Source organism: Pseudomaricurvus hydrocarbonicus (assembly GCF_011602365.1).
In the GTDB taxonomy this organism is placed as follows: Bacteria; Pseudomonadota; Gammaproteobacteria; order Pseudomonadales; family Cellvibrionaceae; genus Pseudomaricurvus; species Pseudomaricurvus hydrocarbonicus.
This window is the reverse complement of the sequence record NZ_JAAONZ010000025.1, coordinates 1-23154: the sequence shown is the minus strand read 5'-3', so window position 1 is coordinate 23154 and position 23154 is coordinate 1. Positions and strand designations below refer to the sequence as shown.

19 protein-coding genes are annotated in these 23154 nt (G+C 55.8%); 11 read left to right on the top strand and 8 right to left on the bottom strand.

Going from position 1 to position 23154, the window contains the following annotated elements; all coding sequences use genetic code 11:
- Positions 1-192 precede the first annotated feature (192 nt).
- The 3 genes from G8770_RS21595 to G8770_RS21585 all read left to right on the top strand — a co-directional run bounded on the left by G8770_RS21595 (position 193) and on the right by G8770_RS21585 (position 5663).
- A complete protein-coding gene (locus tag G8770_RS21595; RefSeq protein ID WP_167191877.1) occupies positions 193-1068 on the top strand; it encodes an AraC family transcriptional regulator in 876 nt (291 codons plus the stop codon).
- Between the two features lie 229 nt (positions 1069-1297).
- Positions 1298-2428, top strand: a complete 1131-nt coding sequence (locus tag G8770_RS21590; RefSeq protein WP_167191876.1) for an efflux RND transporter periplasmic adaptor subunit — start codon at positions 1298-1300, stop codon at positions 2426-2428.
- Between the two features lie 100 nt (positions 2429-2528).
- Positions 2529-5663: an efflux RND transporter permease subunit gene (locus G8770_RS21585; protein WP_167191875.1), complete on the top strand. Its 3135-nt coding sequence runs from the start codon at positions 2529-2531 to the stop codon at positions 5661-5663.
- A gap of 128 nt (positions 5664-5791) precedes the next feature.
- On the opposite strand, the gene G8770_RS21580 is transcribed toward G8770_RS21585, so the two are convergent.
- Both G8770_RS21580 and G8770_RS21575 read right to left on the bottom strand, forming a co-directional pair.
- Entirely contained in the window at positions 5792-6049 is a 258-nt protein-coding gene (locus tag G8770_RS21580) for a ketopantoate reductase C-terminal domain-containing protein (protein WP_341771187.1), read from the bottom strand.
- Between the two features lie 9 nt (positions 6050-6058).
- Positions 6059-6211, bottom strand: coding sequence for a hypothetical protein (locus tag G8770_RS21575; RefSeq protein ID WP_167191873.1), 153 nt, complete (start codon positions 6209-6211; stop codon positions 6059-6061).
- Positions 6212-6345: 134 nt separating this feature from the next.
- Between G8770_RS21575 and G8770_RS21570 the strand changes: the two genes are divergently transcribed.
- Positions 6346-7242: a DMT family transporter gene (locus tag G8770_RS21570; RefSeq protein ID WP_167191872.1), complete on the top strand. Its 897-nt coding sequence runs from the start codon at positions 6346-6348 to the stop codon at positions 7240-7242.
- Positions 7243-7380: 138 nt separating this feature from the next.
- Here the strand turns inward: G8770_RS21570 and G8770_RS21565 are convergent, their stop codons facing one another.
- The gene (locus G8770_RS21565) at positions 7381-8799 is read right to left on the bottom strand and encodes an aldehyde dehydrogenase family protein (protein WP_167191871.1); all 1419 of its coding nucleotides are present in this window, start codon (positions 8797-8799) and stop codon (positions 7381-7383) included.
- 274 nt (positions 8800-9073) lie between these two features.
- Positions 9074-11266, bottom strand: a complete 2193-nt coding sequence (locus G8770_RS21560; protein ID WP_167191869.1) for an EAL domain-containing protein — start codon at positions 11264-11266, stop codon at positions 9074-9076.
- Positions 11267-11664: 398 nt separating this feature from the next.
- On the opposite strand from G8770_RS21560, the gene ettA reads away from it, so the two are divergent.
- From ettA to G8770_RS21545, 3 genes are all read left to right on the top strand, one after another.
- On the top strand, positions 11665-13329 hold the full coding sequence (gene ettA / locus G8770_RS21555; RefSeq protein ID WP_167191956.1) for an energy-dependent translational throttle protein EttA: 1665 nt from the start codon (positions 11665-11667) through the stop codon (positions 13327-13329).
- Positions 13330-13682: 353 nt separating this feature from the next.
- Positions 13683-14006: a TraR/DksA family transcriptional regulator gene (locus tag G8770_RS21550; RefSeq protein WP_167191868.1), complete on the top strand. Its 324-nt coding sequence runs from the start codon at positions 13683-13685 to the stop codon at positions 14004-14006.
- Positions 14007-14102: 96 nt separating this feature from the next.
- Positions 14103-14540, top strand: coding sequence for an Hsp20/alpha crystallin family protein (locus G8770_RS21545; RefSeq protein ID WP_167191866.1), 438 nt, complete (start codon positions 14103-14105; stop codon positions 14538-14540).
- 101 nt (positions 14541-14641) lie between these two features.
- On the opposite strand, the gene murI is transcribed toward G8770_RS21545, so the two are convergent.
- From murI to tsaD, 4 genes are all read right to left on the bottom strand, one after another.
- A complete protein-coding gene (gene murI / locus G8770_RS21540) occupies positions 14642-15565 on the bottom strand; it encodes a glutamate racemase (protein ID WP_167191864.1) in 924 nt (307 codons plus the stop codon).
- A 9-nt stretch (positions 15566-15574) separates the two neighbouring features.
- Positions 15575-16087 carry a 2-amino-4-hydroxy-6-hydroxymethyldihydropteridine diphosphokinase gene (gene folK, locus G8770_RS21535; protein WP_167191862.1) on the bottom strand — a complete coding sequence of 171 codons (513 nt, stop codon included), beginning with the start codon at positions 16085-16087 and terminating at the stop codon, positions 15575-15577.
- The gene (folB, locus tag G8770_RS21530) at positions 16087-16443 is read right to left on the bottom strand and encodes a dihydroneopterin aldolase (RefSeq protein ID WP_167191860.1); all 357 of its coding nucleotides are present in this window, start codon (positions 16441-16443) and stop codon (positions 16087-16089) included. Before folB ends, folK begins: the two co-directional genes overlap by 1 nt.
- 111 nt (positions 16444-16554) lie before the next feature.
- A complete protein-coding gene (tsaD, locus tag G8770_RS21525; RefSeq protein ID WP_167191858.1) occupies positions 16555-17598 on the bottom strand; it encodes a tRNA (adenosine(37)-N6)-threonylcarbamoyltransferase complex transferase subunit TsaD in 1044 nt (347 codons plus the stop codon).
- Positions 17599-17917: 319 nt separating this feature from the next.
- Between tsaD and rpsU the strand changes: the two genes are divergently transcribed.
- The 4 genes from rpsU to rpoD all read left to right on the top strand — a co-directional run bounded on the left by rpsU (position 17918) and on the right by rpoD (position 22885).
- Complete coding sequence (gene rpsU, locus G8770_RS21520) at positions 17918-18133, top strand: 30S ribosomal protein S21 (RefSeq protein ID WP_167191856.1); 216 nt, start codon at positions 17918-17920, stop codon at positions 18131-18133.
- Positions 18134-18274: 141 nt separating this feature from the next.
- Complete coding sequence (locus tag G8770_RS21515) at positions 18275-18724, top strand: GatB/YqeY domain-containing protein (protein WP_167191854.1); 450 nt, start codon at positions 18275-18277, stop codon at positions 18722-18724.
- A 121-nt stretch (positions 18725-18845) separates the two neighbouring features.
- On the top strand, positions 18846-20888 hold the full coding sequence (gene dnaG, locus G8770_RS21510; protein WP_167191852.1) for a DNA primase: 2043 nt from the start codon (positions 18846-18848) through the stop codon (positions 20886-20888).
- A gap of 164 nt (positions 20889-21052) precedes the next feature.
- Positions 21053-22885, top strand: coding sequence for an RNA polymerase sigma factor RpoD (gene rpoD / locus G8770_RS21505; RefSeq protein WP_167191850.1), 1833 nt, complete (start codon positions 21053-21055; stop codon positions 22883-22885).
- Positions 22886-23154 lie beyond the last annotated feature (269 nt).

Sequence of the window (23154 nt, the reverse complement as noted above, 5' to 3'; positions counted from 1 at the left end):
CTTTGTCAGACCTGCAGATCCGGATATTTTTATATTTTTGCTGTTGTGCTCACTCAGAGGCATGAGTAGAACACAGTCATCAACACCCTGTGGATTGACGATGTTGGCATTATGATGGATCATCTTGCGGCCTAAATAAAGTTTAGTCAAAAACAAAAAAATCAACATAACCTTAAAATTCAAAGAGTTAACATGCAGCTCACCTCCAACTGGCCGCTCCCCCCCAAAGGAATTAGGTTTTTAACCCCCCAATTCCTCATCGACCAGCTGGCCGCCAACCCCCTCACCCGGGGCCTGTATCCGGTCGCTATGGGCTACTACCCACAGGCGGAACATCACCAGATGGTGCGAGAATCCCACAACAACAACCTGATAATCTACTGCACCGCCGGACGCGGCACCCTCATGCTGGAAGGACAGCCGCACCGCATTCGTCCCGGCGACCTGATTCTGCTGCCCAAAGGAGTCAGCCACAGCTACAGCTCACACAGCAACTACCCCTGGTCGATTTACTGGATTCATTTTGAGGGCCTGCTCAGTGCGGACTTCTGCCGACATCTGGACCTCAACGCCCCCATTCAGTCACTGGGCGTCCAGCCACGCCTCATTGCGGATTTTGAAGAGTTGTTCAGCCTGCGTCACTCCGGCTACAACACCGCGTCGTTTGTTCATGGCTGCCACCAACTGCAACAAATCATGAGCCACCTGGCGCTGCTGGTGCGGCAGCAGCGCTCCAAAAGCGGCAAACAGATTGATCTGGATTCAGCCCGCGCCTACATGAATGAGCACCTGCACGGACAAATGGATCTGGATTCACTGGCGGCTCACAGCAAGCTGTCAAAGTATCATTTTTCCAAACGCTTTAAGGCGCTCACCGGGCATTCACCAATTCAGTTTTTCATCAATTTAAAAATGCAACACGCCTGTTACTTGTTAGATGCCAGTGCCCAGTCGGTCAAGCAGGTGGCCGCGGCGCTGGGGTATGATGACGCCTATTATTTCTCCCGCCTGTTTAAAAAAGTCATTGGCCTTTCTCCGGATCAATACCGAAAGAGTAAACACCGTTAATTTTTTGCATAAAACGAGCGTCTCGGGAGCAGCACGCCCTCGAACTGCTCCTCTCTTCACACGCATTCTGTCACCCAATACTTCTCAAATCTAATTTCAAACGACAACCCACGCCCTTACCTCGCGTCGCAACCACCATCTGCTATACCTAACACTATGAAAATGAGTCTGACTAAAGACAGGCGCTCTTAAGGAACACTTTGCCCCTAACCCAACAAGGGATATCGGAATGAAATTGGGATCGCTGTACAGCGTGATAATTGTGACATTCGTGCTTGCAGGATGTGGCAAATCAGAAACTGACAATCAGCCGCCACCCGCGGTTGCAAAACCCACCATTCCCAGCAGTGAAATTGCCAGGGCCGCCAGTCGGGATTTACAGCCAGCCTTTTCGTTGCCCGCGGTTATCGAAGCCATACAGACGGCCGAAGTCCGCCCGGAAGTCACCGCGACGCTCCTCAAAAATCATTTCGCAGCGGGTGATCTCGTCACTAAGGGCGACCTACTGATTGAGCTCAATGATGAGAATTATCGCAGCGCCCTGCATGCGGCCAAAGCCGAAGTGGAAGCCGCACAAGCCAGTGCCCTGCAGGCAAAAGCCAACTGGAAACGCGCTGAATCTCTGATGCCCAAGGGGTTTATTTCCCAACTGGACTACGACACGGCCAAGGCCAACCTGGCCGTGGCCGAAGCCTCGGTCAGCAAAGCGGAAGCCCAACTGGAAAAGGCCGAGCTGGATATTTCCCACACCAAAATCAAGGCCCCCTTTTCCGGTCGAATCAGTAAACCCGGCTACGCCAATGGCGACAATGTCGGCCCTTCAAGTAACCCCCTGTTTGAACTGGTGCAACTCAATCCCATCTATGTGTCCACCAGTGTCGAGCTCAGCCGTTATAACGCGTTGGTGATGCTGCGCACCAAATTGGAAAAGTCCGGCCTCGAAATCCCCGAGTTTGTCGTGACCCTGAAACTGGCGGGCAATGTTGATTACCCCCATAAAGGTAAATTTCAGAACTGGTCCCATGAATCTTCAGAGTCCACCGGCATGATCACCGCACGTGCCCTGTTTCCCAACCCCGATGGGTTGTTGCTGCCCGGGCAGAATGTCATCGTGAACGGAAAAGCCCAACAAAAAGTCTCCCGAGTCATGGTCCCGCAAAATTTTATCCGCCAAGACCAACAGGGTCACTATGTGCTGTTGCTGGATCAGGATCTTGTCATTCAGCGAAGAAACATTGAGGTGGGTGTCCGCGACGGTCAGGACTGGGCCGTCAAAGAAGGGCTCAGCGACGGCGACCGGATCGTATCTCCCGGTTTGCAAGGACTCAAACCCGGCCTGGCGGTGACCCTGGGGGAATAGCGGTCACCCCCACACACAATCCACACGAACCACATACGCGGCCGTCTCTTTTGAGGGGTGCCCACGCCATTGACTTCAGCACCGATCACTGGAGATCCCTATGGGACCACAGTTTTTTATCAAACGTCCGCGCTTTGCGTTTGTCATCTCGATACTCATTACGATCTTTGGACTCTTGGCAGCGATTGTCATGCCGGTTGACCAGTACCCGGAAATCGCACCACCTAAAGTCCGGGTGTTTGCCAACTACCCGGGTGCCAGTGCCGAAACGGTGAAAGAAACCGTCGCGGGTCCGATTGAAGATCAGGTCAATGGCGCGGAAGGTATGATCTACATGCAATCCAATTCCGCCAGTGACGGCAGCTACACCTTGCAGGTAACGTTCGAGACCGGTGTCGATGCGTCACTGGCTCAGGTGGACATTCAAAACCGCGTCGCGCTGGCCGAGCCAAGACTGCCGGCGGAAGTGCTGAAGCGCGGCATCAAGGTTCGCAAAACCTCTTCAGACATGTTGATGGTGGTCAGCCTGTTTTCACCGGACGACACGGTGGATGGCGTCTACCTCTCCAACTACACCAGTTTGAATGTCCTTCCGGAAATCGCCCGCCTTGATGGGGTGGGTGACGCTCGTATCATTGGAGCTCTCAATTACGGCATGCGCCTCTGGCTGGACCCCGTCAAGCTGGCCAATAACAAAATTTCCGTGTCACAGGTACTGGCGGCCCTGCAGGAGCAAAACGTGCAGGCGGCCGTGGGTCAGCTGGGAGCCGCGCCCAGTCCGCCGCAGACGCAATTTCAATACGTGCTCAAAACCAAGGGCAGGCTGGTGTCAGAAGAGGAATTTGGCAACATTATTTTACGCAGCGATCCTCTGGGTTCCATTTTACGGCTGAAAGATGTGGCACGACTGGAGCTGGGCTCCGAAGTCTACAAGGGTTTTGGAGAATACAACAACAAGCCCGGTGTACTGCTTGCCGTGTATAAACTGTCCGACGCCAATTCATTGGAAGTGGCGGAATCAGTGCGGACCAAAATGGATGAATTGAGTCAGTTTTTCCCGGATGGTGTCGGTCATATCATCGGGCACGACACCACACTCTTCATTGAAGCCTCACTCGAAGAAACTGTCCTGACGCTGTTCTTCACCATCGCGCTGGTTATTTTTGTAACCTATTTATTTCTCGGCAGCGTGCGCGCCACCCTGGTACCGACCATTGCCGTCCCCGTATCCATTATCGGCACACTGGCGGTCTTGCAACTGCTCGGTTTGACCATTAACACGGTAACCTTGTTTGCGTTAATCCTGGCCATTGGTCTGGTCGTGGACGATGCCATCATCGTGGTGGAAAACGTCGAGCGGTTAATGCACGACGAGGGCCTGGAGGCCCGTCCGGCGACCCAACAGGCCATGCGAGAAGTGGCGGCCCCCATTTTCGCTACGTCGACGGTACTCTTAGCCGTGTTTGGACCCACCCTGTTATTACCGGGTATCACCGGAGAAATGTTTGCCCAGTTTGGCATTACTCTGGTCGTCGCCGTGATCATCTCCATGATTAACGCGCTGTCGCTCAGCCCCGCCCTTTGCTCACTGCTGCTGAAACAATCACACCATAAACCCAACCCGTTAATTCGCGGTTTTAATGCCGTGTTTTCAAGCATTACCCGCGGTTATGTCAACCTGGTTGGCTGGCTGGCCTCACACCTGCTAATCAGCTCGCTGTTGATTGTGGCCCTGTTTGCCGGGCTGGTTTTCCTGTTCACCTTAGTGCCCACCAGTTTCATTCCGGAAGAAGACAAGGGCTTCTTCATGGTTGAGGTGCAGTTACCACCTGCGGCCTCCTTAAACCGCACGTCCGACTATGTCGATAAACTGTATGCCACTCTGGAAAATGATCCCGCCATTGAAACAATCCTCTCGGTCAATGGTTTCAGCATTTTAAATGCAGCCCTGCAACCCAACGCCGGCATGATCATCGTTAAGCTGAAACCCTGGGGAGAGCGAACAGCCCCCGATCAACACCAGTTTGCCCTGCAACAAAAGTACAAAGCCCTGTTCAGCCAAATACCCGGTGGTCGGGTAACCGTGTTTGGGGCCCCGGCGCTGCCGGGCATGGGGGCGGTGGCCGGTTTTTCCTATGTGCTGGAGGACACCCAAAGCCAGGGGGCTCAAAACATGGCTCGCGCTCTGGGGAAATTGATTGGCGACATGAACGGCCTGCCCGAAGTCAGCGTTGCCTTTTCGACTTTCCGTGCAGATTACCCCCAAATTGAATTGACCATTGACCGCATCAAGGCCAAAACCCTGGGCGTTTCGATCAGCGATATATTCCTGACCCTGCAAACCCAGCTGGGCGGCTATTACGTCAATGATTTCAATTTGTACGGCAAGACCTACCGGGTCATGGTTCAGGCCGATTCACAATTTCGCCAGACCGAAAACGACCTGGCCAACTTGTATGTCGCCAATGCCCAAGGCGAAATGGTGTCCATGCGTACCTTCGTCAGCACGTCTCTGGTGCAGGGAGCGGACATCCTCTATCGCTACAACACCTACGACTCGGCGATTATCAACGGCCGCCCCAATGACGCGGGCGGCTACAGCTCCGGCGAGACCATGGCCGCCATCGATACATTATCATTCGACTCACTGCCCAGCGGTTTCAGATACGACTGGACCGGCTCCAGCTTCGAGGAGCGCAAATCCGGCAACATGGCACCGATCGCCATGGGGCTATCCCTGCTGTTTACCTATTTATTTTTAGCGGCATTGTATGAGTCCATGATCACCCCCATCTCAATCATTCTCTCCGTTCCTGTGGCCATGATTGGCGCACTGATCGGCATGTTAATCACGGGAGAGTCACTCAGCCTCTATGGACAAATCGGACTGGTGCTGTTGATTGGCATGTCCGCCAAAACGGCGATTTTGATTGTGGAGTTTGCCAAATCGCTGCGCGAAGCCGAGAACCGGGGGCTGCATGAGGCCACTGTCGAAGCTGCCCGACTGCGTTTCCGGCCCGTCACCATGACCGCCCTGTCTTTCCTGGTCGGGGTGTTCCCGCTGGTGATTGCCAGCGGAGCCGGATCAGCGGCCAGGGTGTCTTTGGGGCTGTCCATCTTCGGCGGTACGATTGCCGGGGTAATTGGCGGGACTCTGTTGGTGCCTGTTTTCTTCAAAATATTCCAGACACTAAGGGAGAAAGTGCATGGCGGTAAAACCAATGCGCCCGAATAGGGACCGAGAATGCCCCCAATAAGCGCGCCTCAGCGAACCAGTAGCGACAACTCTTTCGCCGGAATACCGCGGCTGCGCTTGCCGGCTTCGACCTCATGAATTAATCGAGTCAAGGCCTGATTGACCGGTCACGGCACCCGCGCCGCTTCACCCAGCCGGACCACGGCGCCGTTAAGGAATTCAATTTCCGTCTCGCGTCCATCACACAAGTCCTGCCACATGGATGAGCGCGCCTGGGGGTCGATCTTGTGCCCCAGCCGGGAATACAGCCAGTTGGGCAGTCTCAGGAAGGTCGGTATGCGATGTGGCGGCTGCGGCCCCAACTGGGGCAACAAGATGCCCTTGGCTTTTGCCACCGCAAGCAGTTCATCCATCGCTGCCGCCACTACCCGGCGCTAGTCCCGCTGATCCAACTCCTGCTTGAGAGGAATGTCCGCCAGAGCATTCACCGGATTATTCAGATTCAGCTGCAATTTTGCCCACAGCAGACCGGTTAACCCGTCGAGTAAACGCAGTGGCAAAGCGGGCTGTTGAAAAGCTGAATACACTCTATAATGCGCGCTCCCATTTTGTCATCTGTAGCCATGTATTGTGGCCGGACACTGCGGTTCACACATTATGGGATAACGCGCCAATCGCTCATTCAGCCCTCCCCCGGAAAACGGGCCTCACAAGGATACACATGTCCAGCAGACTCAAAGGTGACGGAATCCTGATTCTGGTTACCCTTATCGCCGCCGTCGGCTGGCTATTTTCCAAAGCCGCTCTTGAGTACGTCCCAGCCTTTTGGTTTATCGGCCTGCGCTCGCTGATAGCAGGCCTCTTATTGGGGATGATCGTTTACCGGTCACTGATAAAACTTAGCCGGCCACAATGGATTATCTCGGTCAAAACCGGACTCCTGTTCGCAGTCGCCTTGTTGCTGTGGGTGCAAGGCCTGCTGCACAGTGATCGCGTCGGGGAAGCCTCTTTTATCATGAGCCTGGCGGTCATTATGATCCCTGTAGCCGGCCGTATCGTCTACGGAGACCGGATATCCCGACAATTGTTACTGCCGCTGGCAATGGCCGTCTCTGGCCTTGGCCTACTGACGCTCGGCGAAGAGATCCAGTTGGAAATTTCCCACCTGTATCTGTTAGCCGCGGCCTTGATGTTTGCGCTGCAGTTTGTGATGACCTCTCGCCATGTTGCCAACATCCCGCCAATGGCATTGACCGCCATTCAGCTCACCACGGTAGGCATCATCGGCTGCACGGCCGCGGTGATTGCGGCGCTCTACCGTCAGGAAACGCTGACGCTTAACTGGGGCCAGGAAGCCTGGGGCTGGATCATCGTCTGCAGCTTGTTCACGTCACTGGTGCGTTTTGCCTTGCAGATCTACGCCATGAAACTGACCACCGCCACCAACGCCGGGATGATTCTGGTGCTGGAGCCGGTATGGACGACACTGATGGGGGTTTTCATCCTCAACGAAGTCATGCTGATCAATCAATGGATGGGCTGTGGATTGATTTTGGCGTCGATTGTGGTTTTCCAACTGATCCGGATGCGCAAATGGTCTCAGGCTGCCAGGGCCTGACAATACTTTGCGGATGATCGCAGCTGGCATCCATTTTGGGGCCCCCGCAAGAGGATAAGCCGAGAAACACCAACCCACAAAAAAGCCCATTTCACACCAGGTGAAATGGGCTTTTTCTTATCGCAACTGACGTAATGCTTACTTCAGTTTGTCGATCACAGCACCAAACAGTTCTTCGTCCGCGGGCAGGACTTTGGGGGTCGCCAATGGCTTGGACACCCAGGTCACGTTAACCAGATGCTTCCAGTTAATGTTTTCGTTGGTGGAGTTACCGCCCCAGGTACCACATCCCAGCGAGAAGGTCTGGCGCATACCGTTCCAAAGGTTGCCGGAATTGGACGGTGCCTGCGGCTGGTTGACCATGACACGGGAAGTTTTGGTGGCCAGTGCCAGCTTGAGAATGTTCTCGTCGCTGTTGGAGTAGATACCACAGGAGTGACCCATACCCTGATACGCCTGGATTTCGTTGGTCAGTGCCACCGCCTCATCCATGTCTTTGACTTTGTAAAAGGCCATGATCACCGACAGTTTTTCGCCGGAGTACGGATGCTCGGGACCGGTACCGGTTTCGGGCATGATGATGAAGGTTCGGTCTGACGGGATATTCACACCCGCCAATTCACCCAGCACCGGAGCGGGTTTCACCACCACCTTGGCGTTCAGGTGACCGTCTTCCCACAGCACGTCGGCGATTTTTTTGTAATCGTCGGCGTTGGCAAGGTAGCCGCCTTGCGCAATCAGTTTTTCCAGCAGCTGGTCATACACCGCCTCGACCGCAATCACCGCGTTATCGGAAGAACAGGACGCCGCCAGATCCAGCGTCTTGGAGATGCGGATTTTCTCTGCTGCGTCGTCCAGGTCTGCGGTCTCGTCCACGGTGATCACCGCATTGCCCGCACCCACCCCCAGCGCTGGTGTACCACTGGAATAGGCCGAAGACACCATCGCCGGACCACCGGTGGCCAGAATCAGGTCGCACTGCTTCATCAGCTCGTTGGTTTTTTCCAGGGAGGGCAGCTCAATGGCTTGCACCAGATCCGCCGGAGCCCCCATTTTTTCGAGGGCCGCACGCATGTTGTCAACGATCATTTTGTTGGTGATCTTGGCACGGGGGTGCGGGGCGACAATAATCGCATTGCGGCCTTTCACGGCATTGATGGCCTTAATCACTGGCGTCGCTTCCGGGTTGGTGGAGGGCGACAAGGCCCCGATAACACCTACCGGCTTGGCAATTTTGATAATATTGCGCTCAGCGTCTTCTTCAATCACGCCCACGGACTTGTCGTCGATAATATCCATCAGGGCCGCACGGGTCTTGACGGAGATCTTGGCAAACTTGCCGTTGTAATCGCCCAGCTGGGTCTCATCCAGCGTGTGCTGAGCAAGGTGTTCAGCCACTCCGGGCTGACAGCAGGACCAGACCATAGCCGTAATCAGCTCATCGACCTGCTGCTGGGTGTAATTTTCAATCTGGGCTTGAGCCGCACGGGCTCTGGTGATCATGGCAGCGATTTCGCGGGCATCATCAGTATCAGCAATTGGCTTTTCAAGGGCCATGAGTAATCCTCTCAATCTGTAATCTGTCGCTCATAACGGGCTATTGAGCCTTTGAAACAAACGACCTGCTCAACGACTTATTATGATTAATGTATGCAGTTCATTATCCAGAGCAGAATAGACACCCGGCCGGCAAAGGCCAATTGACTATATTGCGCACCAAATGGACTATATTGCGGAAAAAATACAGCAAGGTCGGTGTTGGAGCTGGGCCCATTGTGGCCTCACGGCACTGCTCCCCAACGCTCTATCTAATCAACAGTGTCGTACTATATCATACCCACGGCAAATGTTGAGAGCGCTCTGGCCGCCCCAGGAAATACCCCTGCACCTCATCACACCCCAACTGCTGGACAAATTCCAGCTGCGCCCGGGTTTCAATCCCTTCTACGGCAATGTTTAACTCCAGACTTTTGGCCAGTGCCACCATCGCCCGTACGGCTCGCCGATCCTCCACGGCTGGCCAGGCCCCGATAAAGCGGCGATCCACCTTGAGACGGTCCAGCGGCAAACTCTTTAACTCCTGCATTGATGAATACCCGGCACCAAAGTGATCGAGGCACAAACTCACCCCCATGCGCCGCATCTCCTCCAGCCAACCCGGCATGTCGGATGGGTAAAGGTTCAGAGCTTCCTCGCTCAGCTCCAGCTCCAGGGTGCCGGCCGGAATGCGCGTCTGCCGCAAAACGCTTCGCAGCTCCGACAACAGGTGGCCCTTGGCGAACTGTTCAGGGGCGACATTCACCGCTACCCGCCCTACCGAAACTCCCTGATGACGCCAGCACCACCATTGCTCACAAACCCGTTTTAACACCCAGTCTCCGATCGGCCGGATCAACCCGCTGGCTTGCGCCACCGACAGGAACTCGATCGGCAGCAGCACGCCCTTGTCCGGATGATTCCAGCGCAGCAGCGCCTCAACCGCCGTCACCGTACCATCTTGCGTCGACAGCAGCGGCTGGTAGTAGATTTCAAACTGCTCCAACCTGAGCGCCTGAAACAGCGCGTTTTCACTCGCCAGCCGCGCCTTGACACTGACCGTCATCGCCTCATTATAAAATCGGTAGTGGTGCTTCCCGGCTTGTCTGGCGCCTTGCAGCGCGATTTCAGCGTGGTGCAATAAGGTGTGAGTTTCACTGCCATCGGCGGGATAAAGGGCGATACCCACACACACCCCGGCCAACACCCGGTGGCGCCCAATCACCACCGGTTGCGCCAAGTGATGACAAATTTTCTCAGCAATTTGCGCTGCGATCGTGACCGTCTGAGCGCGGTCGGACATCCCGGACAACAACAGACCCAGCTCATCGCCCCCGGTGCGGGCTACGGTATCTTCGTTGCGCACACAGTCCTGCAGCCGCCGGCTGAACTCACACAGCAGGGCATCGCCGACGCTGTGTCCATAGATATCATTAATGTGTGTCAGCCTGATCACGTCCAGCAACAGCACCGCCAACCACTGATCAGACCGCTTCGCCCGGCGGGCGGCTTGCAGCACGCGGTCCGCAAACAAACTGCGGTTGGGCAATCCGGTTAACGCATCAAAATACGCAAGCTGGTGTATTTGAGTGTCACTGTGCCTGCGTTCCGTAACGTCCGCAAAATAGCTGATGGTGTTGGTGACGTTTTGATTCGCATCGCGCAACACCGAGATCGCCGCCCAGGCAGGGAACACCTGTCCATCCTTGCGGCGATGGTGAATTTCACCTTCCCAGTAATCTTTACGCTCCAGATGGTCACTGATGGCCTGAAAATAGGCCTTCGAATAGCGGTCCACATCCATCAGCTTGGGGGATTCGCCAATGACCTCCTCCAGGCTATAGCCCGTCAGACGCACAAAAGCCTTATTCGCCTGAACAATGAGACCCTGACCGTTGGTGATGTAAATAGCGGTTAAGCTGTTTTCAAAGACCTTAAAAGCCAGCGCCATAGCGTCGGAACTGTGCTTGCGCGTCGAGAGGTCATGACAGATACACACCACCCCTTCAATGCCACCATCAACCGCATGCGCCGGCAGGCACTGAGCGCTCACATACAAATGAAAACCGTCACGGTGATTCACCTGAAGCGTTTCCGGCTCCCCCATCCCCTCTCGACCAGCTCGGGAAGTCACCGCCAAAGCCTGACGACGCAAATAGGCCTGCAAAGCGGCAAAACGCTGATCGTCCTCGCAACTCATTTCCTGATAGGCCAGGGATTGGTTATAGAGTCTTAAAAACACCTGACTGCTGTATCCCAGCAATTCCTCTACTGATGGACTGACATAGTAAAGCGCGCCATCGAAACTCACCCCCAACACCAGATCACTGAGGCGATCGGCAACCTGCGCCAGCAAATGACCTTCAGAGACCGACTCCACCAGGCTCTGATGGCCCGCTTGCTCACACGGAACTCGCCCACCCTGAGTCGGATCAGCCGCAGAGTGCTCGCCCTTCAGTTGTTCATGCCGTGGCTTCTCAGCTGTCACACAACGTCCCCTCGCTACGCTCTCAACTCAAGCTTCAGGGCCAGCTCACCTCATTCACCGGTACCAGAACGCCGTGTTGTTTCTCGTTATCGTCGCTATCGCGCATTTGGGTAACGTCCAAGTTTCCCCGCTCAGGGGCGGGCGATCGACACATCGTCGCCCCCAATACCCACAGTATAGAAAGAGAAACCGACTTTCGCGCCACCGCACCCAGCGGTTATGGCAAAGCTTTCTATAGCCCATCATCCATACAGCAAATAGACCTAAAAGCGACTTTTATGGGGATTGCATTTGACTCTGTGGCGGCTTTTTCCCACACTTGCGCCCATTCAATGGCATTCACCACAACGGCGCTGCCATTCAACTTGTTTTCAACCCGCACTGAGGTCTCCAGCCATATGGCACAGTACGTTTACTCCATGAACCGAGTGGGCAAAATCGTCCCACCCAAACGTGAAATCCTTAAAGACATTTCCCTGTCCTTCTTTCCTGGCGCCAAAATTGGTGTGCTCGGCCTGAACGGCTCGGGTAAATCCACCCTGCTGCGCATCATGGCGGGTATTGATACGGACATCAACGGCGAAGCTCGCGCCATGCCGGGCATCAAGGTGGGCTACCTGCCCCAGGAACCGCAGCTGGACCCGGAAAAAGACGTGCGCGGCAATGTGGAAGACGGCGTCAGGGAAGCCCTTGATGCTCTGGCCGCCCTGGAGCAGGTCTACGCGGATTACGCCGAGCCCGACGCCGACTTTGACGCACTGGCCAAAAAACAAGGCCAGCTGGAGGACATCATCCAGGCCTGGGATGCCCACAATCTGGACCACAAACTGGAAGCGGCGGCTGACGCTCTGCGCCTGCCACCCTGGGATGCCGACGTCACCAAACTCTCCGGTGGTGAGCGCCGCCGCGTTGCCCTGTGTCGCCTGCTGCTGTCGCGCCCGGACATGCTGCTGCTGGACGAACCCACCAACCACCTGGATGCCGAATCCGTGTACTGGCTGGAGCGCTTTCTGGTGGACTTCCCCGGCACCGTCGTGGCCATTACCCACGATCGCTACTTCCTCGACAACGCCGCTGGCTGGATCCTGGAACTGGACCGCGGTCGCGGCATTCCCTATGAAGGCAACTACTCCAGCTGGCTGGAGCAGAAAGAAGCCCGCCTGGAACAAGAGCAGCGATCCGAGGCCTCACACCAGAAAGCCATCAAGGCGGAACTGGAGTGGGTACGCCAGAACCCCAAAGGTCGTCAGGCGAAGAACAAGGCCCGCCTGGCCCGCTTTGAAGAAATGCAGTCCCAGGATTTTCAGGCTCGCAACGAAACCAACGAAATCTATATACCACCCGGCGAGCGCCTGGGCGACAAAGTCATTAACTTTAATCACGTCAGTAAAAGCTTTGGCGATCGCATGCTGATCGACGACCTGAGCTTCAGCATCCCCAAAGGCGCCATCGTCGGTATTGTCGGAGCCAACGGCGCCGGTAAATCCACCTTGTTTCGAATGATTGCCGGCGCCGAACAGCCGGACAACGGTGAAGTGGAACTGGGCGATACCGTCAACGTGGCCTTCGTGGAACAAAGCCGCGAAAACCTGGACGACAACAAGACGGTGTGGGAAGAAATTTCCGACGGTCAGGACATCATCCGCATTGGCAACTACGAAGTCAGCTCCCGCTCCTACGTGGGTCGCTTTAACTTCAAAGGCAGTGACCAGCAGAAACGCGTGGGCGAACTGTCCGGCGGTGAGCGCGGCCGCTTACACCTGGCCCACACCCTGAAACAGGGCGCCAACGTGCTGCTGCTCGATGAACCCTCCAACGACCTGGACGTCGAAACCCTGCGGGCCCTGGAAGAAGCCCTGCTGAACTTCCCCGGCTGCGCCCTGGTCATCTCGCACGACCGCTGGTTCCTGGATCGGGTAGCCACCCACATCCTGGCCTACGAAGATGACGGCAACATCGAATTCTTTGAAGGCAACTACACGGAATACCACGAAGACCTGGTGGACCGCAAAGGGGATGACGCTCAACCACACCGGATGCAGTATAAAAAACTGAAGAGTTAATGAAGAGTTAAAAGACATCAGCTCACACAGCGGCCGACCCGGCCGGCGGTGTGAGCTGACCCCGTATCTGACCGCCCGGCTACCGTTTTTTGCCACGTTTTATAACGATCATTTCTCTCGACCCTTTTCCCCACGATCCCACGCAACCGCTCTCCCAGCCACTGATCATTAGCCCCACCCGCTGACAAATACCCCCACATCCCGACATTTTATTGATCTGGCTCAATAGTCATTTCCATTTTTCCTTACATACTTAACTAAACAGGGGTGTAGACGCCTGATAGGCAGCTTGAGAGGCGGCCTCATCACCTCGACAAACACTATGACAAAAGCACTGCAGACAGGAAGGGCGTATGAACCAGCTACAAGCACGCAAGCAATTACTGCGTCGACAAATGGAACTCTCCCAGCAGCTCACCGCGCTGGAAACGGACCTGCAGCAATCGCACAGCCGCGACTGGCAGGAACAAGCGCAGGAGCGGGAAAACGATGAAGTGCTGTTGCGCATTGCCAACCAGACCGCCAACGAACTGCTGCAGATACAGCACGTCCTGAAAAAACTGGGCGCCAACACCTACGGCACCTGCAGCAATTGCGGCGAAGCCATCGGCCAGCAACGGCTGAAAGCCCTGCCCAGTGCCGAACTTTGTATTCGCTGCGCCAATCAAATGCACTGAGAGGCCAGCTCAACGAGCATTGCGAGGCAGGCTGTAGAAATACGATTTCGGTTCTATAATCAATATGCTCATACACCGCAGATAATGGAGGCTACCATGAGCTTAATACCACGCAACTCCATATTTGATTTTGACAATCTGTTAGAACGTTTCCGCACACCCGAGCTGTTAAGTGACACCTTTAATGGCAAGCAAGGGAGTACCTTCTCGCCCCGCATTGAAGTCAGGGAAAAGGACAATCAATACCTCATCAGCGCCGAGCTTCCGGGCATCGACAAGAACGATGTACAGGTGACACTGGAAGACGGGGTACTGAGCATTGAAGCCGAAAGCCACCAGGAAGATAAAGAAGAAAAAGACGGACGGATCATTCGCCAGGAAAGGCGCTATGGCAAGTTTGTTCGCAGCTTCAATTTGGGCAGTGATATTGAACAAGGCGACATCGATGCTACCTTCAAGAACGGTATTTTGACGCTTACCGTGCCAAAATCCGAAACCAAAACGGCCAGCAGTCGTCGCATCGATATCCACTGATAACTGTGCGCCAACTGGCTTTGCAAGCCGTCACCGGCCAGCAGAGCCAGTTTTGGCCAGAGTTTAAGAACACGCTCTCTCGAAAGGCTTGATACCGAACGCTATAACGCTGCCGCCACTGCCTGAAGGCATAATGGCTTGCGGTGTTTTACGCCAGACTGTACCAGCACCTCGGGCAGGGCCGCGTTTTTGCCCGCGCCTTCAACATCGAGTCGACCGGTTTGGTACAACACCCCCGATGCGGCCCCCATTGATGCGGCGCGGCCCGGCTGCGGCCTCAAGCTTTCGTGATACAGCCCCCCATTCGGCAACCCGCCGCTGCGCAATAAAAACTCCACTCGCCGAGCAATGGCGTCACCAGAGTCCAGCCATTGTACGTCTTCAGGCCAGCAGGCCGACAAGCGATCCGTTAACGCCGGAAAGTGCGTGCAACCCAGGACAAACACATCGACCCCGGCAGCCCCCGCCTGAGCTTTGATGGCCGCCACCGCTCGCTCAAACTCCAGCTCATCAAAGGCCTTACCTCGCAAGCGGGCCTCCGCCAGCGTCACCAATGCCGGGCAGGAAAATTTAATCAACTGGCGGCGCCCCTGTGCTTCCAGCCCCGACTGGGTTAACGCCAGCTCCGCCCACAGGCGATCCACATAATCTCGCCTGACGGTCGCAGGGGTTGCCAGCAAGCCCACCACACCGGAACGACTAAGCTCAAGCGCAGGCTTGATCGCAGGCACTACCCCGACAAAGGGCACCTCAAAGCGCTGTCGCAAATGATCCAGGGCCAAAGTGCTGGCGGTATTGCAGGCGATCACGACCAGGTCGGGTCGAGCCTGCTCAAGCAACGCCTCAAAATAGGCGAGAATACGGGGCAGCAACTGTGCGTCGCTTTTTTCACCAAAAGGAAACCAGGCATCATCCAGCGCATAACTGAAACGGCAATATGGCAGGCGCGCCTGAATCGCCTGCATAACGGTGGAACCGCCCAGGCCGGAATCAAACACAAGAATGTGAGCGGGGGACAACTTCAAGTCAAGAACTCAGTCAGCGCAAGAAATCTGTTGGCGTTGCCAGTGGAAATCGATCTTCCATAATTTTTGATCCCGGTCGTACCTCTGCCACAGATCGGCAAAGGACTCTCCGGTTTTGGCATGCCTCTGTTGCGGAGCAATGTCCGACAAGGGCTGCAGCACAAAGGCGTTTCTCAGCACTTCGCCACGGGGCAGGGTAATACCGTCCACCACACCACAAACGTCGTCGTAAGTCAGGATATCAATATCCAGCGTCCGTCCGCTGTACTTGGGGCCGCTGCGCTCACGCCCGTTGGCGTCTTCTATGGCCTTAAGCTGCAGCGACAACTCCCCCACGGACAGGGCGGTCTCAACCCCCACCACCAGATTAAGAAAGTTATCGCCATCAAATCCCACCGCCTCACTCTCGTACACCGGCGAAATCACCAACTCGCCAAACCGATCCGCCAGCGCATCCAAACCGGCAGCGATGTAAGTCCGGGGCTCAATATTGCTCCCCAAACTCAAATATACCCTGGCCATCAGAACCGCTCTCCGCGCTCAATGATCAATCCCACATCGCGGGAATGGCGCAAAGCCCCGGGCTTTCGCAAACACAGTTTTACCCACGCCACCCCAAACTCACTGCGAACAATGTCGCAGACCTGCTCCGCCATGGTTTCGACCAATAAAAACTCACTGCCCTCAATGAACTCGATCAAGCGCTTGGCCACGGACTTATAATTGAGTGCGTATTGTATATCATCGGTCGCCGCCGCCTGGCGGATATCCGAGGACATCTCCAGATCCAGACTGACCGTCTGCCGAACCTCTCGCTCCCAATCATAAATACCAATAATGGTATCGATGCGCAGGTCGTTGATGAAAACGATGTCCATAGTGATGATCCCCGGAAGCGTTAAGTGGAGCCATTAAAAAGAGACCGCAAGGCAGTGCCCCGGGCCAGCCAGGCGATGCTCGGAATACCCGAACAAACGCCTTCGCAAAACCTAATCCCCTGACGTCTCGACGGGTTGCAGAGTGTCCAGCGGCCAGCGCGGCGTCACGGTCACACCCAGCGCCTCGCCCTGCCCCGCCAGCAAACGCTGACAGCCGGCATAGGCAATCATGGCGCCATTGTCGGTACAGAATTCGTGGCGTGCGTAAAACACTTTGGCACCAATTTTTGCCAAAGCCGCTTCCAGCCTTTCCCGCAAGCGGGTATTGGCGGAAACCCCGCCGGCAATCACCAGGGTTTTGAAACCGGACTGCTGCAACGCCCGGCGACACTTGATCACCAGCGTGTCCACCACCGCCTCCTGAAACGCACAGGCGATGTCCGCACAGGTCTGATCGTCCGGCAGGCCATCTTCCAGGGCGTGCTCGGCCACGGTATTGAGGGTGAACGTTTTCAGCCCACTGAAGCTGAAGTCGAGCCCCGGGCGATCCACCATCGGTCGTGGGAACGTAAATCGCTCAGGATTACCCTGTTCGGCCAATTTGGCCACCTCGGGCCCCCCCGGGTAATCCAGATCGAGCATTTTAGCCGCTTTATCGAAGGCTTCTCCGGCGGCGTCATCGAGTGATTCACCCAGTAAGGTATAGCGACCAATGCCATCCACCTGCACCAATTGGGTGTGACCACCAGAGACCAGCAGGGCCACAAACGGAAATTCGGGAGGCTCAGCTTCCAGCATCGGGGCCAACAGGTGTCCCTCCATATGGTGAACACCCACCGCGGGGACGTTCCAGCCATAGGCCAGCGACCGACCGATACAGGCGCCGACCATAAGGGCCCCCACCAGTCCGGGGCCAGAGGTATAGGCCACCGCGTCAATATCCTGCTTGGTCAGACCCGTATTGGCCAGCACCTCATTAATCAGAGGCAGGGTTTTGCGCACATGATCCCGTGACGCCAGCTCTGGCACCACACCGCCGTACTCACTGTGGACGGCGATCTGACTGTAAAGACTGTGCCCCAACAAACCCTGTTCGCTGTCATAGAGTGCTATGCCCGTTTCATCACAGGAGGTCTCGATGCCCAACACACGCATGGAAAATGCCTATTTCAAAGAGTTTGATCGCGCTTCATCGTGAGAATCGCGTCGATAGTCGTTTTGAGGCCTTTTTTGCGGCTTCTGGGCGGTTTTCACTGCCCCATTATCGTAAAATGCCTCTCGAAGGCGGGCATGATAATCAGCCTGAGGCCCAAGAGCCAGTCAAAACATCAATTTCAAGCACATATTCGTATTGCAGTCTTAAAGTGAAGTGTATAGAATTTGCGCCCCTTGGATTATGAGAAATATTCCTTTGTTCGGGCTGTCCGGATACTGGTGTTTCTCTCGGTGAATTGACAACTTAACAGGTAAAAAGATGCCTTCAGTAAAACTTAAAGAAAACGAGCCATTTGATATTGCACTGCGTCGCTTCAAGCGTTCTTGTGAAAAAGCCGGCGTTCTGGCCGAAGTACGTCGTCGTGAATTCTACGAGAAGCCAACTACTGTTCGTAAGCGTGCTGCCGCTGCCGCTGTTAAGCGTCACGCCAAAAAGGTTCAGCGCGAATCCCGCAAGTTCCAGCGCCTGTACTAAGAGCGCTTGGTAAATCGGTTCAGACACGAAGCCTGATACAGCTTTAACGTTAAGCCCGGACTTCCACTCGAACCCCCTTGCAATTCACCGTGTGCCGCGAGACCTCTCGCGGCACAGCCGTGTGAAATATGGAGCAAAAACGTGTCAACTGCCCTGAAAGATCAGCTTAAAGATGCCATGAAGGCCGCCATGCGCGCGAAAGAAAAACAGCGCCTGGGCACCATCCGCATGATTCAAGCCGAGATCAAACGCATTGAGGTAGATGAGCGCATTGAAGTCGATGACGCCCGCCTGCTGGTCATTCTCGACAAGATGTGCAAGCAGCGACGCGACTCCATCACCCAGTATGTAGACGCTGGGCGTGAAGAATTGGCAGACATCGAACGCGCCGAAATGGTCGTGATTCAGGAGTTTCTCCCCGAAGCCCTGAGCGATGAAGAACTGGATCAGATCATCGTCAAAGCTATTGCCGACAGCGGCGCGGAAAGCGCTCGCGATATGGGCAAGGTGATGGGGCTGATCAAACCTCAGGTTCAAGGCCGCGCTGACGTCGGCGCAGTGAGCAAGCTGGTCAAAGCCAAGCTGGGCTAAAGCCCGCATGGCCACCACCACAACAGCGCCACTCTCTACCGACCACAAATACCGCCCGATTGACTGAAATCGAGTTTTCTAAACAGTATCCGCTTTCTCGCAGACACGGTAAACTCGGTACATGGCCGGCTTAATTCCCCAAACATTCATTGACGATCTTCTGGATCGCATCGATATCGTCGATGTGGTGGACGCCCGCGTCAAACTGAAAAAGACCGGTAAAAACTACAGCGCCTGCTGCCCTTTTCACGAAGAAAAAACCCCCTCCTTTACCGTCAGCCCCGATAAGCAGTTCTACTACTGCTTTGGCTGCGGCGCCAGCGGCACCGCACTGGGCTTTGTGCTGGAACACGACCGCCTCAACTTCCCCGACGCCGTCGAAGAGCTGGCCAAGATGGTGGGGCTGGAAGTTCCCCGTGAAGCCCGCGATGACTCACCGCGCCAGCAAGAGCGTAAAAACCTTTATCAGTTGCTGGAAAAAGCCGACCAGTTCTTTCGTCAGCAACTGCGTCACAGTCCGGCGCGACAGCACGCCATCAACTACCTGCAACAGCGGGGGCTGAGCGGTGAGATTGCCCGTGACTTCGGCATCGGCTACGCGCCACCCGGCTGGGACAATCTGCTCAAGGCCATTGGCCTGACCGACGAAGATAAACACCTGCTCGCCGAAGGCGGCATGCTGATTGAACGCCCCGAAGACGGTCGACGCTACGACCGCTTCCGCAACCGCATCATGTTCCCCATTCGCGACACTCGCGGGCGGGTCATTGGCTTTGGCGGCCGGGTACTGGGAGACGACAAACCCAAATACCTGAACTCCCCGGAGACCCCGGTGTTCCACAAGGGCCGGGAGCTTTACGGCCTGTTTGAGGCCCGCCAGGCCTATCGGCAGCTGCCGCGCCTGCTGGTGGTTGAAGGCTATATGGACGTGGTGGCCCTGGCCCAGTTCGGTATCCGCTACGGCGTCGCCACACTCGGCACTGCCTGTGGCGAAGATCACCTCGCCCTCGCCTTCAAATACACCCAGGAAGTGGTGTTTTGTTTCGACGGCGATGAAGCCGGTCGCAATGCCGCCAGACGCGCACTGGAAAACAGCCTCAGTTCGATGCAGGACGGGCGCCAGGTGAAATTCCTGTTTCTGCCCGACGGCGAAGACCCGGACACCCTGGTGCGCCAGGTCGGCACCGACAAGTTCACGGCCATGATTGACTTGGCCGTGCCGCTGGAAGATTTTCTGTTCGACAGCGTGGCCGACGGCATTGACATACAATCCATGGAAGGACGCGCGCGCCTCAGCAAGCGCTCGGCGCCCCTGCTGCACAAACTGCCCGCCGGGGTGTTTCGGGAATTGATGTTTGCCAACCTGGCCCAGCGCACCGGGCTGCCCATAGACACACTCATGGAGCTGGTCGATGCGCCGGCAGAAAGGCCCGCACCGCCCCTCCAGCCTAAAGAATACCCCGGGCACCCCAGCTCGCAACGCGGGCATGACCTTTCAGCGCCCCATGACGAGCCTCCCGCCGTCACTCCCGCAGCGCAGGGTCGTCACACCCCCACCCCGCCCGTGCACCGGGCATTCCCAGACGCGAACGACTATGGCTTTGACCTTGGCCCTGACGATGACAATGCCCCCCCTCCCCATGAAGAGCCGGGCTACTACGCCACACCCACGCAATCGCTCACACCAAAACCCGCTATGGGCTACCGCGGCCCCATCAAACTGCCGCCCAGCAAATTACTCTGCGCCCTGATCTTGCAACACCCGGAGCTGGTGCCCACAACCCCGGACACCCCCAACATCCAGAAGAGTGAGGACCGCGACCTGAAGCTTTACCTGGAACTGCTGCAATTTCTCAGGCAGCGCCCCAGCTACAGCCTGCCGCGGGTTTTGGGCCACTGGCGCGGCACCAAAGGGGCTGAAGCCACCGATGAGCTCGCCAAGCTGGCCACCGTGGAGCTGCTCAACGATGCTCGCCAGAGAGGCGCTTACAACGCCCAACAGGAATACCTGGACTGCCTGACCCGCCTCGAAAGCCATCTGGCCAAACAAAAACAGAAGCAGACACTGGAAAAGCTCAGCGCCAAGAACTTTAATGAGCTGAGCGAATCAGAGAAACAACAGATTCGGGAATTGCACACCAATCCAGCCCCGAATCGGACCTAACTCTGTAAAAATGATCAGGAAAATGCCCGGCGTCCGAACAAAGAGCTGTTTTATCGGTAAATTTCACACCTCAAGGTTGAATTTCTAGAACATGGCTCAACATATAGGCTATAATTTCATGTTTTCCCGTCTTTTAAACATCAAGCAAGCTTACAGGTTCTCGAATGTCTGAACACGCTCAGCAGCAACAGTCTCGCATCAAAGAATTGATCGCCCGCGGTAAGGAGCAAGGCTACCTGACTTACTCCGAGGTGAACGACCATTTGCCCGAGGACATTTCCGATCCGGATCAGGTCGAAGACATCATCCAGATGATCAACGACATGGGCATTCAGGTCTTTGAAACCGCACCGGACGCAGACACCCTGCTGATGGCTGACGGTGACTCCTCCGCCGATGAAATCGCCGCAGCCGAAGCCGCAGCCGCCCTGGCCGCCGTAGAAACTGAAGCCGGCCGCACCACCGACCCCGTGCGCATGTACATGCGTGAAATGGGCACCGTTGAGCTGCTGACCCGTGAAGGCGAAATCGCCATTGCCAAGCGCATCGAAGAAGGCACCCGTGAATTGATGCACGCCATGTCCTATTGGCCAGGCACCGTGCAAACCTTTATCAATGAGTACAATCTGATCGAGCAAGAAGAACGTCGCATGCCGGACGTGATTGCTGGCTGGCTCGATCCTGCTGAAGACGTTCCTTCCGCCCTGGACCAAAGCAAGGCGGCCGCGGAGAAAAGCGAGAGCGATGACGCCGATGCCGACGACGATGAAGAAAGCACCGGCGGCGTAGACCCCGAAGAAGCCAAAGCCCGCGTTGCCGAACTGGTGAAAGTTGTTGAGGCGGCCAACCAGGCCTTCGAAAAATACGGCCGCGAGAGCAAGCAGGCTGCTCAGGCGCTGGAAGAGCAAGGCGAAGTGTTTAAGTTCTTCAAGCTGCCGCCACGTCAGTTTGATCCACTTTACAACCGTGTTCGCGGCGTCTTGGATCGTGTGCGCACTGAAGAGCGCCGCATCATGAGCCTGTGTGTTCGCACTGCGAAAATGCCACGCAAAACCTTCATCAAAGAGTTTCCTGGCAACGAAATCAATGAAGACTGGATCCCGGACATCATCGCCAAAAAACGCGACTACTCCGATTCCATCAAAACCGTGTGTGACGAAATTCTCCGTGCGCAGCGCAAGCTGAAGCAGCTGGAAGAAGAAGCACAACTGGACCTGAGCTCAATCAAAGAGATCAACCGTCGCATGTCGATTGGCGAAGCTCGCGCCCGCCGCGCCAAGAAAGAAATGGTCGAGGCCAACCTGCGTCTGGTGATTTCAATTGCGAAAAAATACACCAACCGCGGCCTGCAGTTCCTCGATCTGATTCAGGAAGGCAACATCGGCCTGATGAAGGCCGTCGACAAATTTGAATACCGCCGCGGTTACAAGTTTTCAACCTACGCCACCTGGTGGATTCGTCAGGCCATCACCCGCTCCATTGCGGATCAGGCGCGCACCATCCGTATTCCGGTGCACATGATTGAAACCATCAACAAGCTGAACCGAGTGTCCCGCCAGATGCTTCAGGAGATGGGCCGTGAGCCGACTCCGGAAGAACTGGGCGAGCGGATGGAAATGCCGGAAGACAAGGTTCGCAAGGTACTGAAAATCGCCAAAGAGCCCATCTCCATGGAAACCCCGATCGGTGATGACGAAGATTCACATCTGGGCGACTTCATCGAAGACAACACCATCACTTCACCCGTGGAGTCCGCGACCTCTCAGGGTCTGGAAGAAGCTACTAAAGAAGTGCTGGCCGGCCTCACCGCTCGGGAAGCCAAAGTGCTGCGCATGCGTTTCGGCATCAACATGAACACTGACCACACCCTGGAAGAAGTGGGCAAGCAGTTCGATGTCACTCGTGAGCGTATTCGTCAAATCGAAGCCAAGGCGCTGCGCAAACTGCGCCACCCCTCGCGCTCCGATCACCTGCGCGGCTTCATCGACGAGCAGTAAGCGTTCAGGCGAATCAAACTAACGTCCGCTGAACCAGGCGGATGAACCAAACAGAGAGGCGCTTTTAAAGCGCCTCTCTGTGTTTAATCTGCTTGTGTTTCCGCACAGAATTTTAGCGACCGATAAACAAGGCAGCGCAACAGACTAGCCCGGATGTTTCACCAATACCCAGCTCCGTCGCAATCAAGGCCGCGCCAGCGGCCAGTTTGAGCTTCAAACCCTGATTCAGTTTACTATTTGAACGATTTCCTTTTTCAGGGCACAACTCC

Coding starts and splice junctions, on each gene's coding strand:
- G8770_RS21595 (WP_167191877.1), top strand. CDS start 193: ATGCAGCTCACCTCCAACTGGCCGCTCCCCCCCAAAGGAATTAGGTTT.
- G8770_RS21590 (WP_167191876.1), top strand. CDS start 1,298: ATGAAATTGGGATCGCTGTACAGCGTGATAATTGTGACATTCGTGCTT.
- G8770_RS21585 (WP_167191875.1), top strand. CDS start 2,529: ATGGGACCACAGTTTTTTATCAAACGTCCGCGCTTTGCGTTTGTCATC.
- G8770_RS21570 (WP_167191872.1), top strand. CDS start 6,346: ATGTCCAGCAGACTCAAAGGTGACGGAATCCTGATTCTGGTTACCCTT.
- G8770_RS21565 (WP_167191871.1), bottom strand. CDS start 8,799: ATGGCCCTTGAAAAGCCAATTGCTGATACTGATGATGCCCGCGAAATC.
- ettA (WP_167191956.1), top strand. CDS start 11,665: ATGGCACAGTACGTTTACTCCATGAACCGAGTGGGCAAAATCGTCCCA.
- G8770_RS21550 (WP_167191868.1), top strand. CDS start 13,683: ATGAACCAGCTACAAGCACGCAAGCAATTACTGCGTCGACAAATGGAA.
- G8770_RS21545 (WP_167191866.1), top strand. CDS start 14,103: ATGAGCTTAATACCACGCAACTCCATATTTGATTTTGACAATCTGTTA.
- folK (WP_167191862.1), bottom strand. CDS start 16,087: ATGGCCAGGGTATATTTGAGTTTGGGGAGCAATATTGAGCCCCGGACT.
- folB (WP_167191860.1), bottom strand. CDS start 16,443: ATGGACATCGTTTTCATCAACGACCTGCGCATCGATACCATTATTGGT.
- tsaD (WP_167191858.1), bottom strand. CDS start 17,598: ATGCGTGTGTTGGGCATCGAGACCTCCTGTGATGAAACGGGCATAGCA.
- rpsU (WP_167191856.1), top strand. CDS start 17,918: ATGCCTTCAGTAAAACTTAAAGAAAACGAGCCATTTGATATTGCACTG.
- dnaG (WP_167191852.1), top strand. CDS start 18,846: ATGGCCGGCTTAATTCCCCAAACATTCATTGACGATCTTCTGGATCGC.
- rpoD (WP_167191850.1), top strand. CDS start 21,053: ATGTCTGAACACGCTCAGCAGCAACAGTCTCGCATCAAAGAATTGATC.